The following is a 14376-nucleotide window of genomic DNA, read 5'->3' as shown; positions in this document are numbered from 1 at the left end:
CAGGAAAACTTCATGAAAAAGATTGATGCGATTATCAAACCTTTCAAACTAGATGATGTGCGTGAAGCTCTGGCGGAAGTGGGTATCACCGGAATGACGGTAACCGAGGTGAAAGGTTTTGGGCGCCAGAAAGGTCATACCGAGCTGTATCGCGGTGCAGAATATATGGTGGATTTTCTGCCAAAAGTGAAAATCGAAATTGTCGTGCCAGATGATATTGTCGATACCTGTGTTGAAACCATTATGCAGACGGCACAGACCGGGAAAATTGGTGATGGTAAAATCTTTGTATTCGATGTTGCCCGTGTTGTGCGTATTCGTACCGGTGAACAGGACGAAGAGGCGATTTAGATAATTCAACTTTGGGGGGTGGTAACAGGCAGATGAAAGGCCACCCTCTATAAAATCAAAGTATTAGCTGATATAAAGGATATTTAAAATAGAGTAAAAAGTCTGATGATATAATATAAAAATTAAATAAATATATTAATCAGCGATAATGAATGATATGGATAATTAAATGATTGTTTAGAAATACAATCATATAAATCAATTACTTTCAGGTTGGTTATATACAGTTTCGATAAAGAAATTTATCTTTTTAAAGTTAAGTATCACGATTAATACGAGTGATAATGTTTTTTCAACGGCTAATGTGTTTTAAAATCAATTAGCAATCTTTGACTTTACTATTTTCAATCTATATTTATTGTAAGAATTTGAGGCTATCTTTAAAAAACCGATTAAAATTGTATGTTGTATAATTTCTTTTTTCCCAGATATAGAAAGAGAATCAAGCGTTTTACCAATTATTTAAATTGATTATCTTTTTTAGGCTGATCAGTAGTATCTGTAAATTTCGTTTAATAATGTGGAGATATATATGATCGATTTTCATAGCTTTGACATTCACTTATCTCAAATTATGAATTGGCATTTTTCACCTGAAACAGGATCGCCATTTTGGCTCGAAAAACATAAAACATTAGATTTTGATCCATTGAAAGATGTACGTACTTTCTCTGATTTAATGCTATTTCCTGATATTGCTGATGAACTTCGGGATATTCCTATTGAAAGTTTAGTGCCACGCGGTTTGAAAGATGCTGTGATTGCCGGTGTATTTGAAAGCGGGGGAACGACAGGACGCCCTAAGCGAGTTGTCGTATTTGAAGAATGGCTAGAGCAGCTTGTCGCTTGGCGCGTGGGTGATATCGTTAATAAAGGTGCAATAAAGAATACTTTGGCGCTAGTCCCTTCTGGGCCTCATGTTATCGGAGCAATAAGCCGTCTTCGTGCTCGCGCTAATGGCGGACATTTCTTCACTGTAGATTTAGATCCACGTTGGGTTAAAAAGATGATCCAACAAGGTGATCTTGCCGGGATGGAGTCCTATTGCGAGCATATTATTGATCAGGCTGAAGATATTATTAATACACAAAATATTAGTTACTTAATTGTCACGCCGCCACTTTTAGAGCGAATGGTTAGGAGAGTGGAGTTGGTCAGTCATTTGAATAAGACTTTGGACCTTATTGCCTGGGGTGGAACTCACATGGACCCAGATACACAGGCATTTTTGCAATCCTCAGTTTTTCCTGATGTCAAAATAACAGCCAGTTATGGCAGTACAATGATATTGGGCGAATCTAAATCAAGAGATAATCAGGATTTTGAAGGGTCACCTATCTTTGACAGCTTTGCTCCTAACGTCCTGTTTGAAGTTATCGATCCACTGACGCAAAAACCGGTTCCTTTTGGGGAACGAGGTCGGGTTGTAATGAACTACATCAACAAGTTTGCTTTATTTCCTAATATTTTGGAGCGTGATACGGCGATGAGGATGCCAAGGATAGATGATTACCCAGGAGCTTCCGTTACGTTGGTGCGTCCTGTTGAGGAGATTTCTGGTCAGGCGGTAATAGAAGGGGTCTATTAATGCTAATCGATAGTGTGAAGCCTGACGTAAAAACAGCAATGGAGAACAAATTACAACAGGTGGAGGCTCTCGCACTGGGAGAATCTTATGTTACACGTCGGCGTGCGGCTGTTACCAACGTGTTAGATAAAGTGGTTGGAGAAACTGCGATAGCCCCTCCAGTTTATATTTGTGAAATTGTTCGCAAGATGAGAATTGCACCCCAACTGAGATTGGATGAAATTCATGCAGCAATGAAGAAGGCTGCAAAAATTTATTCCAGTGAGAATGTTGCCGGACTTTCTCCGGCAGAATATGTGCAATTGACACACCGTGTCATTGGGCTGCCAGCGGGCATTATCGAAAGGTCACTGATGGAAACGTCAGAAGTGCTTATGATGATGCCTGAGATAATCAAAGCCTCCATGCCACATGGTGCTGTTTGGGATGTGGATGATAACAGAGTTGCGGAAGGATGTGCTTTATTCAGCCGACGAGCGGATGTGCTGGCTGTTCTGACGGGTGGCAATGGGCCGGGAGCACATGCTTTATGGCCACAAGCCCTTGCTTTTGGGTATCGAATTTTAGTTAAGCCTTCTGTTCGTGAACCATTCACAGCTCAACGATTAGTTTCTTCGCTGACGCAGGCTGGACTCGGAAACTACGTTGCTCTGATACCAACAGATCATCAAGGTGCTGACGAAATAGTTTTTGCGGCAGACCTGTCTATTATTTATGGCGGGCAAGATGTCGTTAATAAATATCATTCGAATCCTAAAGTTTTAATACAAGGACCGGGGCATTCGAAAATTGTGGTGGGTTCAGATGTCAATATTGATGAAGCGGTTTCACTTGTTGCACAATCGGTTACTTCTCTTGGTGGTGCTGCATGTGTTTCTGCCAGCGCGGTATTAGTAGAAGGGGACCCTGTTGATTTTGGTAAACGTTTATTGGAAGCGTTTAATCAGATGAATGCCGAAGAGGTATTTCCATTAGGGTCATCGAATACCACGGCTTTATTACAGAAGTCGCTTTATCCTGAAAAGAATGAAGACCTTCGGCTGTTTGGTGAGCAAACATCATCAGGATATACCCTTAGACCTTACATTACTGTTGTCGATAATCCAATAGATCCTTTAATTCAACGCGAACTGCCATTTCCATGTGTCACTGTTGCACCTTATGACCGTTTGAAGAGTTCACAAATGCTATCAGATTCGTTAGTTGTCACTGTATTTTCGAAAAAGCCAGAAATTCTGGACGCTATTCTTAGTGATACGACCATCAGTAATGTTTATGTAGGAGATATTCCGACAACCTGGATGGCACCGCTTGTACCGCATGATGGATATTTGTCAGAATTTTTGATGCATAGCCGAGGGGTTCGTATTCAGAAGAATTGGCTTATTTGAAATGATAAAGGAAAATATGACGATATAAATCTATGCCAAAGACCAGTGACTGAATTGATCCACACTGAAAGATGAAGGGTATATACAAATACCGCGCCATGAATGACTTATAGTGCGGTGCTTTATTAAGTAATAATGAGTAACCCAATTTTTTGAAATTAAAAATATGTCAAAATAAAATATATCTATTATTTTAAAATTAAACGTCTAGACGATATTCATCATTATTTTATTTCCCAAAGGATACCAATGTATAGCTCATAATTAACCTGACTAATTTTAATGATGAGATTTAATGTATTCCAGAAAACATTCTATCTACTAATCATTTAATACTGATATGACTATCAGGTTATCTTATTATTTTTACGTCACTGATAAAGTTCAATATTTAACTGTTCGGAGTAAATGCTAATTTAAATTTTACCGATAAAGTCATCTGCTATATAGACAGTCAAATAACCGTAATAATAAGGAAACAATAAAATGGCACGAGTATATATAAACCCTAATCAGACTATTGATATTTATAAGAATGGCAGTATATTAGTTCCTGCTCATCAATCTCATATAACGATAAAAAACGTTAGCTTAGCGCTAGTTAAAGTGAGTGGCTATTGGGCATCCTTAGTTGGAAATTATACTCTGTATAATTCTATAGAGATCTACCCCGGCAGAAGTGAAATACTTATACCGCCTCCTAACCTTATTTACTACTATAAAGTTACAGCCACCAATCTCGCCAGTTATTTAAACGCAGAAATTGAAGTGGAGGTTGGGTCGAATAATAATCCTCTCTTGTAATTACACCCAAATGGGACTTAAGAGTTAACTATATAAAAAGGCTTAGCTTAAAATTAGCGGAGAGTGTCGCAAGATATTCTCTGCTAATATCAAATGTGAGATAATCGGTCTGAATTTAAGACTATTGGCTTTATATCTCAGATATAATCCTTTATTTTCAGCATGATATCAAACCGCTCATTTTGTCATCCTGAAAATTCTGCTCTATCTGCATTCTGCGGCTACAGGAAGATCGTAACGAGCCATAACATGATTTTCCGGAAAGAGAGAGCCAGATGATTATCTTATTTTAATCTATTTCGGGGCCCAGCCTAGTATTAATAGTGACAACAATAAAATAAGAGAAAAATAATTTATGTATGTTAAATATAAATTTTTGATATATTTTAGATTCCAAAGTGTTGAATTAATTATTGCTAATAACAATAAAAAAACGGTTAACATTATAAATAATAAGAATACTCCATTGCTATTTTTATGAACTAGGCTGTTATTTGTGTGAATCGCGAAAAATTATCTTTGTAATAAATATTTTAATATGTTTTCTATGAAATGATATTATTTGATATTTTTTAGGACTAACGATTTAATTGTATTAATGAGGATAGCGAGCGTGTGTTTTATTAATATGGAGAACCCGATGAAATTCCAGAACACGGTTGTTTAGATATTCTTGTCCAAATGCCAGGATATTCAGTTTGGAATTTAAAACAGAAAAAGTTATAGGATGAAATAGAAATAAAAGAAAAATAGTTTCCAGATATTAAATATAAATTTGGGGATATATTTCCGACTCGAAAATATTGAACTGCTTATTACTGCCAATGATACAAAAACGGTTAACCTTATAATTAATAAGAACACAGTATTCTCTTTTCCCTGGACTAGACTTTGATTGGCATGAATTGCAGGAGACTATTTCTACAACAATTCAATATGTTGATTATAAAATAACATTATTTAATTTAAGGAAAGTATATGAGTCACAAGAATGATTTTAAGGCTTTTTCTATTAGCAATAATGCAAATGTCATTAGCCAAGAAAAATATGAACAAAACCAGGGTTTGCAGACAGGATTTTCTCCGGAGAATGTTCCCACACACTTGTTAAATAAGGTGTTACGTCAATCGTCAACCATATCATCTGTCGTCGCTGATTTTATCGCGACGGGATCTGGCAATGATGTTCTGGATGATGGAAATGTAGCCAAACTTACCGATCAATTAAATAAAGCGATAGAGCAAAAAATTACAACAGATATTCCCAGTGCTTCATTAACACAAAAAGGTGTTGTTCAGCTTACAAATGTGATTGGCAATAGTGACACATTGGCGGCTACACAAAAGCTTGTTCAGGAGGTAATAAATTCATTACGTGAAGAGATTAATATACCTGTGGGTTCTCCTATTCCTTGGCCGTTACCCCATCCACCTTTCGGTTATTTCATTTGTAATGGCTCACCTTTTAATAAATTACAGTATCCGAAGTTAGCGGAGGCTTATCCTGGCGGTAGATTACCTGATTTAAGAGGAGAATTTATCCGCGGATGGGATGATAATCGAGGTGTTGATGGTGGTCGTGGGCTTTTATCTTGGCAGGGAGATGCAATCAGAAATATTACAGGGTCAACTCAAGTTATACATGCTCAGATGGGCGGTGCTCCCCAGACGCCTATTTTGAGTGGGGTCATGGCATCGTCGCGATATGCTACGGCAGATACACGTTCAGCAAATGGCGGCAGTAGTACTGATCTTACATATTTTGACATTGATGCATCAAGACAAGTCCCAACCGCTCACGAAAATAGGCCCCGCAACGTAGCATTTAACTACATCGTAAGGGCAGCATAATTCTAGTGGCTGTAGTGGCTGTAGTGGCTGTAGTGGCTGTAGTGGCTGTAGTGGCATAGCCAAAGAAGCAGTAGAATCTGCCGGTATTGGTGGCGCTGTCGGCGGTAAAGCTGCGGTTGTTTCGATTGTTGGGAAGAATAAACAACCTTATCAGCCGAATAGGGGTGTTGTTGGTATGTTGGTAATATGGGGAATTTATTTCCCCTTTATTAATTCAAAATATTCTCACTCCGCGATCTCACCGTATCTTCATAATGAGTTTGAGCACCAGTAAATTGCAGCTAATGTTAGCCGAAAAACGCGATAAATACAGATTTGTGATATTTCACATGTGGGTTGCTGCAATAAGAATCTTGTGACTTAGCCGCGGGAGCAAGTCATGGCATAAACCGATAACCAATGCCGGTTTCAGTCAGTAAATGTTTTGGTCTGGTTGGGTCGGTTTCCAATTTTTGCCGCAGATGCCCCATATAAATCCGTAAATAATGGTTATGTTCAACATAATTAGGGCCCCAAACTTGATTGAGTAATTGGCGTTGGGTGAGTACTTTGCCGCTATTCGCTAATAATTCACCTAGTAACCGGAATTCAATCGGGGTGAGATGCAGTTCTTCATCGTTTTTGGTAATTCGGCGGTTAACCAGATCGACAACTACATCAGAAAAATGGATGATCGATTCTTCTTTATTGGTTCTGGCAAAACGGCGTAAAGCAACTCGGACTCTTGCCAACAGTTCACTGATGCCAAAAGGTTTACTCAGGTAGTCATCAGCGCCGACATCCAATGCCGCAACTTTATCCGCTTCTTTATCGCGGGCAGAGAGAACAATAACGGGAATTGAGCTCCATTGGCGCAGATCACGGATCAGGTTGATACCGTCACCATCCGGCAAGCCTAAATCAAGAATAATTAAATCAGGCTTACGAGTTCCTGCTTCAATCAGGCCCCGTTTCAGCGTATCACTGTCAAATACGCGATAGCCTTCACCTTCCAACGCTAGCCGGACAAAGCGTCGGATCTCTTTTTCATCTTCAATAATCAAAATAGTGTTATTGTTGGTAATAATCACATCTCCTCAGTAATAATTTCTGGTGGTTTCTCTAACGGTAGAACAAAGTGAAAACTTGCTCCACCCTTTTCGTTATTGGTCGCCCAAATCTTTCCTTTGTGAATGTCAATAATTGCCCGGCAAATTGCCAATCCAAGGCCCACGCCCGGAATGGCAGATTCTTTACGAGCGCGGGAGAATTTATCGAAAATTAACTGTTCTTGCTCCGGTGGAATGCCTTTACCTGCATCCCAAACTTCAATACGAATTTGATTTTTTTCTGTTGTCGCTTTAATGCCCAGTGGTGTTTGCTCATCAGTATATTTAATTGCGTTTTCCAACAGGTTGATAAATACCCGTTCCAGTAAACTGGCATCACAATGCAACAGTAAATCGGATGGCAGGGAAACCGCGACTGGGTGACGATTGAGTGCATATTCCAGTGAACGTAAGGTACTGCCGACGATCTCTTCTAGCGATTGCCATTCCAGATTGAGCTGAATTCCTCCCGATTGGATACGCGCCATGTCCAGTAAGTTATTGACCAAACGGGAAGTGCTGAGAATTTGTTGGCGGATCTGATTCACCTGTTTGGTATGTGGAGAGCCTTCGGCCGATAAATCCAACATCAGGATTTCTGCTTGTCCGAACAGGACTGTCAGCGGTGTACGTAAATCATGAGACAGGGCCGCCAGAAGCGAGTTACGTAACTGTTCCCTTTCTGTATCCAGTTTAGCGGATTCTGCCCGGCGTGAGAGTTGCAATCTTTCCAGTGCATTGGCGATCAGGCCGGTAAATGTTTGCAGCAATCGCTGTTGTTCAGGGATCAGTAATTGGCGCAAATAGGATGGCTCAATAGCCAATACAGCCAGTGTCTGAGAAGGTGTAGCGATAGGCTGTAGTTGGTAAGGTACACTGGGTAGGGTATCTGTTCCCGCTCCGGCCGGCAGATTTTTATCAAAACTCCATTTTGCAATGGCATCATCAATCAGCATATGACCGCCATTATTGGTCGTCAGTTGATATAAATTGCCATCGTCGTTGGGTAAAAAGAGGCCGGTTTTAGCCTGAAAACTATTGGCAAGAAAATGGTAGCTGGTACGGGCAATATCTTCTTCATTTAGCGCCCGGCTTAGTTCACGGGTCATTTCATAGAGATTGCGGGTTCGTTGTTCGCGGTAACGGGCAATTCGCGCTTGATATCTCATTCCCGCTGTTAAGTTTCCAACGACCACACCCACGATCAGCATGACACTAAAAGTCAGCAGATACTGCATATCGGTAACAGCAAGAGACCAATGAGGCTGTACAAAGAAGATATCGAAACTAATGACATTAATAAAAGCGGCAAAGATTGATGGTCGGCGTCCGTAAAATAGCGCAATGATGACGACGCCAAGCAGATAAAGCGTGACAAGATTGGCTTTATCAAGGGTCAGCAAGAATGTTCGGGAGAACAAGGTGATAAGGGTACAGAGCACAATAGCGATCAGGCAGCCCTGAATCTGTACTCGCCATTTTTCACTTACAGAGCGATTGTCTTGTTCTTTATCCCAGTGGCTGCGTTCTTCTAATGCGACAATGACCAGATCCAAATCTGGCCCTAGTTTCCCCAGTCGGTCAGCAAAACCTGGACGCCATTGCCAGCCAAATAACTTCTGTTTGGATGTACAGCGACGGCCTATCAGAATTTTGCCGAGGTTATGTTCTCTGGCATAACGTAATACGGCTTTTTCTTTGCTTGGATCGGAAAGTGTCGCGGTTTCAGCTCCCAATTCATGCGCTAATCTGAGTGCTTTTAAAATAGTGCGCCGTTTACCTTCGGGTAATTGGTACAGTTTTGGGGTTTCAACATAGATTGCATGCCAGATACAGCCTAATCGGGCCGCAAGGCGAGCGGCAGTGCGGATGAGCTTTTCATTACCTGAGCTGTTACCAATGCATAGTAGGAGATTATCACGGGTATGCCAGACGGGTTCATGCCCTTGTGTGTCGCGGAAAGCCCGCATTTGATCATCAACGCGATCAGCTGTCCGGCGCAAAGCGAGCTCTCGCAATGCAATCAAATTACCTTTGCGAAAAAAGTTTTCAATAGCACGTTCTGCTTGGCTAGGAATATATACCTTACCTTCATTGAGCCGCTGGCGCAGATCATCTGGGGGCAGATCAACTAAGACAATTTCATTCGCCTGATCAAAGATATGATCTGGGATGGTTTCCCTGACCCGGATACCGGTAATATCCCCCACAACATCATTGAGGCTTTCCAGATGCTGAACGTTGATGGTAGTCAGTACATCTATGCCAGCCTCAAGTAGTTCTTCAACGTCCTGCCAGCGTTTGGGGTGACGGCTGGTGTGAGGATTACTGAATGCCAACTCATCCATCAAGATGATCGCCGGGTGGCGGGCAATGGCGGCATCAAGATCAAAGACGCTGATTCTGCGTCGTCGGTAGTAGATCTGTTTCAGTGGCAGTTGCGGCAGACCATCAAGTAAAGCGGCTGTTCCTTGCCGCTCATGGGTTTCTACTACGCCGATAACCACATCCAGCCCTTGAGCACGCAATCTTTGCGCTTCCTGCAACATGGCATAGGTTTTTCCCACACCAGCGCAGGCACCGAAAAATATTTTTAATTTACCGCGCTGTTTCTCGTTAACCAGTGTCAGTAATTCATCCGGGTCAGGGCGTTGTGGTTCGTGTTGATCCATGTTCAGCCTTTCTGTTTTTTCTTTTGCAAATGATCAAGGGCAAGATTAAGTTTTAACACATTAATCACTGGCTCACCGAGGAATTCCGATGGTGGTGGCTCAATATTATCCCTGATTAATTGTTTTATCACTTTAACGGGTAAATGGCGTGCATCAGCGACTCTTTGTGCTTGAAAGTCAGCGGCTGCGGGTGAAATGTGAGGATCAAGGCCGCTAGCGGATGCGGTGACCAGATCAACCGGCACAGGAATGTCTGATTGACGGTTAAATTGACGCAGTTGCTCAACTCTGCGTTTGATTTCATCATCCAATATCGGGTTGGAAGCCGCTAAATTGCTGCCGCCAGAGGACAGCGTGTTATAGGGATAATCTACGGTAGCAGAAGGGCGCCCCTGAAAATAGATCGCTTTAGTGAAGGGTTGACCAATCAGTTCAGAGCCAACGGTTTGACCATCTTGTTTTACCATTGAGCCTTGTGCTTGATAAGGGAACATCAGTTCTGACAAACCTGTTGCCAGCAATGGATAAGCTACGCCGGTAATCAGTGTCAGAAATATCAACAACACAACAGAGGAACGTAACCAAATCATTTTCATCACCTTTATTGAAGTATCAGCAAAGTCAGCAACATATCTATCAGTTTGATGCCGATGAAAGGCGCTATCAGACCACCCAGACCATAAATCCACAGGTTGCGGCGTAAAAGTGACAATGCATTCATGGGTCGGTAGCTCACGCCTTTTAGAGCTAGTGGGATCAAGAAAACAATAATCAGTGCATTAAAGATAACTGTCGATAAAACCGCCGAAGTAGGCGAGTGCAGGTGCATGATATTCAAGACATTTAATTGTGGGTAAGTGACGGCAAACGCCGCCGGGATAATGGCAAAATATTTTGCGATATCATTGGCGATACTGAATGTGGTCAGCGAGCCCCGTGTCATCAGCATCTGTTTACCGATATGGACAACTTCAATCAGTTTGGTTGGGTTGGAATCCAGATCCACCATATTGCCTGCTTCTTTGGCTGCTTGAGTGCCTGAATTCATAGCAACGGCAACATCGGCCTGAGCAAGAGCAGGAGCATCGTTAGTGCCATCACCTGTCATGGCGACCAGACGCCCTTCGGATTGATATTGGCGGATCAGGGCTAGTTTGGCTTCAGGGGTAGCTTCCGCCAGAAAATCATCTACCCCGGCTTCTGCGGCAATCGCAGCTGCGGTCAGACGGTTATCGCCGGTAATCATAACGGTCTTGATTCCCATACGGCGCATTTCACTGAACCGCTCTTTAATGCCGCCTTTTACGATGTCTTTTAGTGCGACAACTCCCAGTACCTGTTGATTTTCTGCGACAACCAGCGGGGTACCCCCTTTACGTGCCACTGTCTGTACCAAAATTTCCACTGCTTCTGGGAATTTTCCGTGATTGACTTCAATATGGCGGCGGATGGCATCGACAGCGCCTTTGCGGATCATGCGGTTTTCTACATTAACACCACTCATTCGAGTCATGGCAGAGAAAGGTACAAAAGTTGCGTTCAGTGAGCGCAGATCACGTTCACGCAGATTGAATCGCTGTTTTGCCAGAATGACAATGCTGCGGCCTTCTGGTGTTTCATCGGCTAAAGAAGAGAGTTGGGCGGCATCTGCCAACCGCTGTTCTGTTATGCCCGGTACGGGCAGAAACTGAGAGGCTTGGCGATTTCCCAAAGTGATGGTCCCCGTTTTATCCAGTAGCAGCACATCCACATCACCCGCTGCTTCAACGGCTCGTCCGCTGGTGGCAATAACATTCGCGCTTAACATGCGGCTCATGCCTGCGACACCGATGGCAGAAAGTAAACCGCCAATGGTGGTAGGAATAAGACAGACTAATAACGCTATCAATACCGTGACAGTGATAGGTTGGCCAGAATGGTTAATCTCCACGCTGAATATTGAAAATGGTAGCAGGGTGACACACACCAATAGAAAGATAATTGTCAGAGCCGTCAACAGGATAGTCAGTGCGATCTCGTTTGGGGTTTTACGACGTTTAGCCCCTTCCACCATTGAAATCATGCGGTCAAGAAAAGTTTCACCGGGATTAACTGAACATTCGACCACCAGCCAGTCAGATAGTACATGGGTGCCGCCAGTCACAGAGGAAAAATCACCGCCAGATTCGCGGATAACTGGGGCAGATTCTCCGGTGATTGCACTTTCGTCAACAGAAGCGCCACCTTCGATAACTTCACCATCGCAAGGGATAGTTTCACCTGCTTCAATAATGACGATGTCCCCTTTGCGTAGGCTGTCAGAAGGGACTTTTTCTCTGGAACCATTACGTTTGGTTGAAGTGAGCTTAGTTGCCCAACTGGTTTTTCTTACCCCTTTAAGGCTGGCCGCCTGAGCTTTGCTTCTGCCTTCTGCCAGCGCTTCGGCACAGTTAGCGAATAACACAGTAAACCACAGCCATAAGGCAATGCTACCGGTGAACAATGCATTTCCCTTAAATTGACCCGCTAACATGGCAATCCATAAAATGGTGGTTAACCCACTGCCTAGATAGACGACAAACATCACTGGGTTACGCCATTGTGCAGCCGGATGACATTTTTTGACTGAATCAATCAGGGCATTACGAATCAAAACGGGCTCGAATAATGTCTGTTGCTTGTTGGTCATGGTATTCCTCTCTTTGGCGCTTACCGGGCCATTAGCCAGATTTGTAAATGTTCAATTACCGGGCCAAGGATCAGAGCCGGAATAAAAGTCAACGCACCGATTAGCATGATGGTCAAAATCAATAGACTGATAAACAGTGGGCCATAGGTGGGGAGTGTACCGTTGCTGGCAGGCTGGCGTTTTTTTACGACCAAAGAACCGGCAATAGCAAGTACTGGCAGGATCATGCCAAAGCGACCCAAAAATAGGATGATGGCTAGCAACAGGTTGTAGAACATGCTGTTGGTACTGAGGCCCGCGAAAGCACTGCCATTATTGTTGGCAGCAGAGGAGAGGGCATAGAGCACTTCACTGAAACCGTGAGCGCCGGGGTTCAGAATACCGGCACGTCCACTGGTGGTGGATATGGTAAGGGCTGTTCCTAAAAGAGCCAGTGTAGGGGTAACCAGAATCGCCAGTGCCACCATTTTCATCTCGAATACTTCGATTTTTTTACCGAGATATTCAGGCGCACGGCCTATCATTAAACCGGCGATAAAAACGGTCAGCAGAACGAACAGTAACATACCATATAAACCAGAACCCACACCGCCAAACACCACTTCGCCAGTTTGTATCAACCACATTGGGATCATGCCGCCAAGAGCAGTAAAAGAATCATGCATAGCGTTGACTGCCCCACAGGAAGCGGCGGTTGTGACGACGGCATAAATTGAGGTTGCGAGGATGCCAAAGCGATTCTCTTTACCTTCCATATTGATATTACTGTTGGCACCTAACAGACTGAAATGGGGATTCCCTTTCAGTTCGGCATACATGACGCCTACGGTGGCAACGACAAAGATGATACTCATTGCCCACAATAAAACATGCCCCTGACGGTTATCACCAACCACTTGCCCAAAGGCAAAACAGAGTGCACAAGGGATCAAGAAGATAGACAGTATTTGAATGAAGTTGCTGATAGCGGTTGGATTTTCAAAGGGGTGTGATGAGTTAGCACCAAAGAATCCACCCCCATTGGTGCCCAATAATTTGATGGTTTCCTGTGAAGCGACGGGCCCCATCGGGATCAATTGCGGTTGGCCTTCAATGGTATGAGCTAATTGATAGGGTTCGAAATTCTGAATCACTCCCTGACTGACAAAAACTAGCGCGATAACTATAGACAGCGGTAATAGCAAATAAAGTGTGATACGTGTGATATCAACCCAGGCGTTTCCTACGGTGTTGACACTATGACGGGAAAATGCGCGTATCAACGCAAATGCCACCGCAATACCGGTCGCTGCGGAAAGAAAGTTCTGCACGGTTAGACCTGTCATTTGGCTAAGGTAGCTTAGTGTGTTTTCTCCACTGTATGCCTGCCAATCCGTATTGGTGATAAAGCTGATTGCTGTATTCAGCGCCAGGTCCCATTTGAGTCCTGGGAAATGTTCGGGATTAAGGGGGAGGGCTTGTTGTGTGACTAAGAGCGTTAATAGCAGTAATAGTCCGGTCAGATTAAAAATAATGATAGCTAATGCGTATTGCCACCAGTTCATTTCTTTAACTGTGCCGCCGGGTTTCTGTAAACCACAGCAACGCCAAAGGCCAGATTCTGCTTTAGTCAGCCCGCGCGGAATATTACCGTCGATCATGTTGGCGATAATGTTTCCGAGTGGTTTTGCCAGTACCATCAAAATCAATAAGAAACTGGTGATCAATAAAAAAGCGGATGCGGCCATTTAAAAATCCTCCGCATGGAGTAGCGCATAAATCAGATAAACCAGTAACAGAGCTACTAATAACGCGCCGGAAATGAAGAATATGTTCACTGCTTATCTCCTGAAAACTTGGATAGATAAAGATTAGGGAAGGAGATGCAAAGAAGCTGATAAAAGAGTGAATGAATGTGTAAAAAAAATATAAAAATGACAATTATACCCTTCATCTTTCAAACTGCTGCTTTGTTGGCTGCTTT

The 14376-nt window shown here is 42.9% G+C and carries 11 protein-coding genes and 1 pseudogene; 5 read left to right on the top strand and 7 right to left on the bottom strand.

All coding sequences use genetic code 11. The features are described from left to right. Window positions 1-12 precede the first annotated feature (12 nt). The 4 genes from glnB (at window position 13) to KZ793_RS00920 (ending at window position 4134) form a co-directional block, all read left to right on the top strand. Window positions 13-351: a nitrogen regulatory protein P-II gene (glnB, locus tag KZ793_RS00935; RefSeq protein WP_011147501.1), complete on the top strand. Its 339-nt coding sequence runs from the start codon at window positions 13-15 to the stop codon at window positions 349-351. A 532-nt stretch (window positions 352-883) separates the two neighbouring features. Then, window positions 884-1939: an AMP-binding protein gene (locus KZ793_RS00930; RefSeq protein ID WP_225812717.1), complete on the top strand. Its 1056-nt coding sequence runs from the start codon at window positions 884-886 to the stop codon at window positions 1937-1939. Beyond that, window positions 1939-3330 (top strand): aldehyde dehydrogenase family protein, encoded by a 1392-nt coding sequence (locus KZ793_RS00925; RefSeq protein ID WP_225812715.1) that lies wholly within the window; start codon window positions 1939-1941, stop codon window positions 3328-3330. The genes KZ793_RS00930 and KZ793_RS00925 overlap by 1 nt, the downstream gene beginning before the upstream one ends. A gap of 486 nt (window positions 3331-3816) precedes the next feature. Further along, complete coding sequence (locus KZ793_RS00920) at window positions 3817-4134, top strand: hypothetical protein (protein WP_225812714.1); 318 nt, start codon at window positions 3817-3819, stop codon at window positions 4132-4134. A gap of 48 nt (window positions 4135-4182) precedes the next feature. Here KZ793_RS00920 and KZ793_RS00915 read toward each other — a convergent pair. Next, a pseudogene (locus KZ793_RS00915) lies at window positions 4183-4302 on the bottom strand (IS4 family transposase); the annotation flags it as partial. Between the two features lie 810 nt (window positions 4303-5112). On the opposite strand from KZ793_RS00915, the gene KZ793_RS00910 reads away from it, so the two are divergent. Then, window positions 5113-5985, top strand: a complete 873-nt coding sequence (locus tag KZ793_RS00910; RefSeq protein WP_225812713.1) for a phage tail protein — start codon at window positions 5113-5115, stop codon at window positions 5983-5985. 377 nt (window positions 5986-6362) lie between these two features. On the opposite strand, the gene kdpE is transcribed toward KZ793_RS00910, so the two are convergent. The 6 genes from kdpE to kdpF are packed head-to-tail and all read right to left on the bottom strand — an operon-like array spanning window position 6363 to window position 14230. Beyond that, window positions 6363-7055 carry a two-component system response regulator KdpE gene (gene kdpE, locus KZ793_RS00905; RefSeq protein ID WP_225812712.1) on the bottom strand — a complete coding sequence of 231 codons (693 nt, stop codon included), beginning with the start codon at window positions 7053-7055 and terminating at the stop codon, window positions 6363-6365. Then, window positions 7052-9745 carry a two-component system sensor histidine kinase KdpD gene (gene kdpD, locus KZ793_RS00900; RefSeq protein ID WP_225812711.1) on the bottom strand — a complete coding sequence of 898 codons (2694 nt, stop codon included), beginning with the start codon at window positions 9743-9745 and terminating at the stop codon, window positions 7052-7054. Before kdpD ends, kdpE begins: the two co-directional genes overlap by 4 nt. Before the next feature lie 2 nt (window positions 9746-9747). Continuing rightward, window positions 9748-10335, bottom strand: a complete 588-nt coding sequence (gene kdpC, locus KZ793_RS00895; protein WP_225812710.1) for a potassium-transporting ATPase subunit KdpC — start codon at window positions 10333-10335, stop codon at window positions 9748-9750. A gap of 11 nt (window positions 10336-10346) precedes the next feature. Continuing rightward, window positions 10347-12413, bottom strand: a complete 2067-nt coding sequence (gene kdpB, locus KZ793_RS00890; RefSeq protein WP_225812709.1) for a potassium-transporting ATPase subunit KdpB — start codon at window positions 12411-12413, stop codon at window positions 10347-10349. 20 nt (window positions 12414-12433) lie between these two features. Beyond that, the gene (kdpA, locus tag KZ793_RS00885) at window positions 12434-14140 is read right to left on the bottom strand and encodes a potassium-transporting ATPase subunit KdpA (RefSeq protein WP_225812708.1); all 1707 of its coding nucleotides are present in this window, start codon (window positions 14138-14140) and stop codon (window positions 12434-12436) included. Further along, the gene (gene kdpF / locus KZ793_RS00880; RefSeq protein WP_113043623.1) at window positions 14141-14230 is read right to left on the bottom strand and encodes a K(+)-transporting ATPase subunit F; all 90 of its coding nucleotides are present in this window, start codon (window positions 14228-14230) and stop codon (window positions 14141-14143) included. Window positions 14231-14376: the final 146 nt, after the last annotated feature.

Source organism: Photorhabdus antumapuensis (assembly GCF_020387775.1).
Classification (GTDB): Bacteria; Pseudomonadota; Gammaproteobacteria; order Enterobacterales; family Enterobacteriaceae; genus Photorhabdus; species Photorhabdus antumapuensis.
Note: the sequence above shows the minus strand (reverse complement) of the source record. Positions and strands in the feature narration are given on the sequence as shown.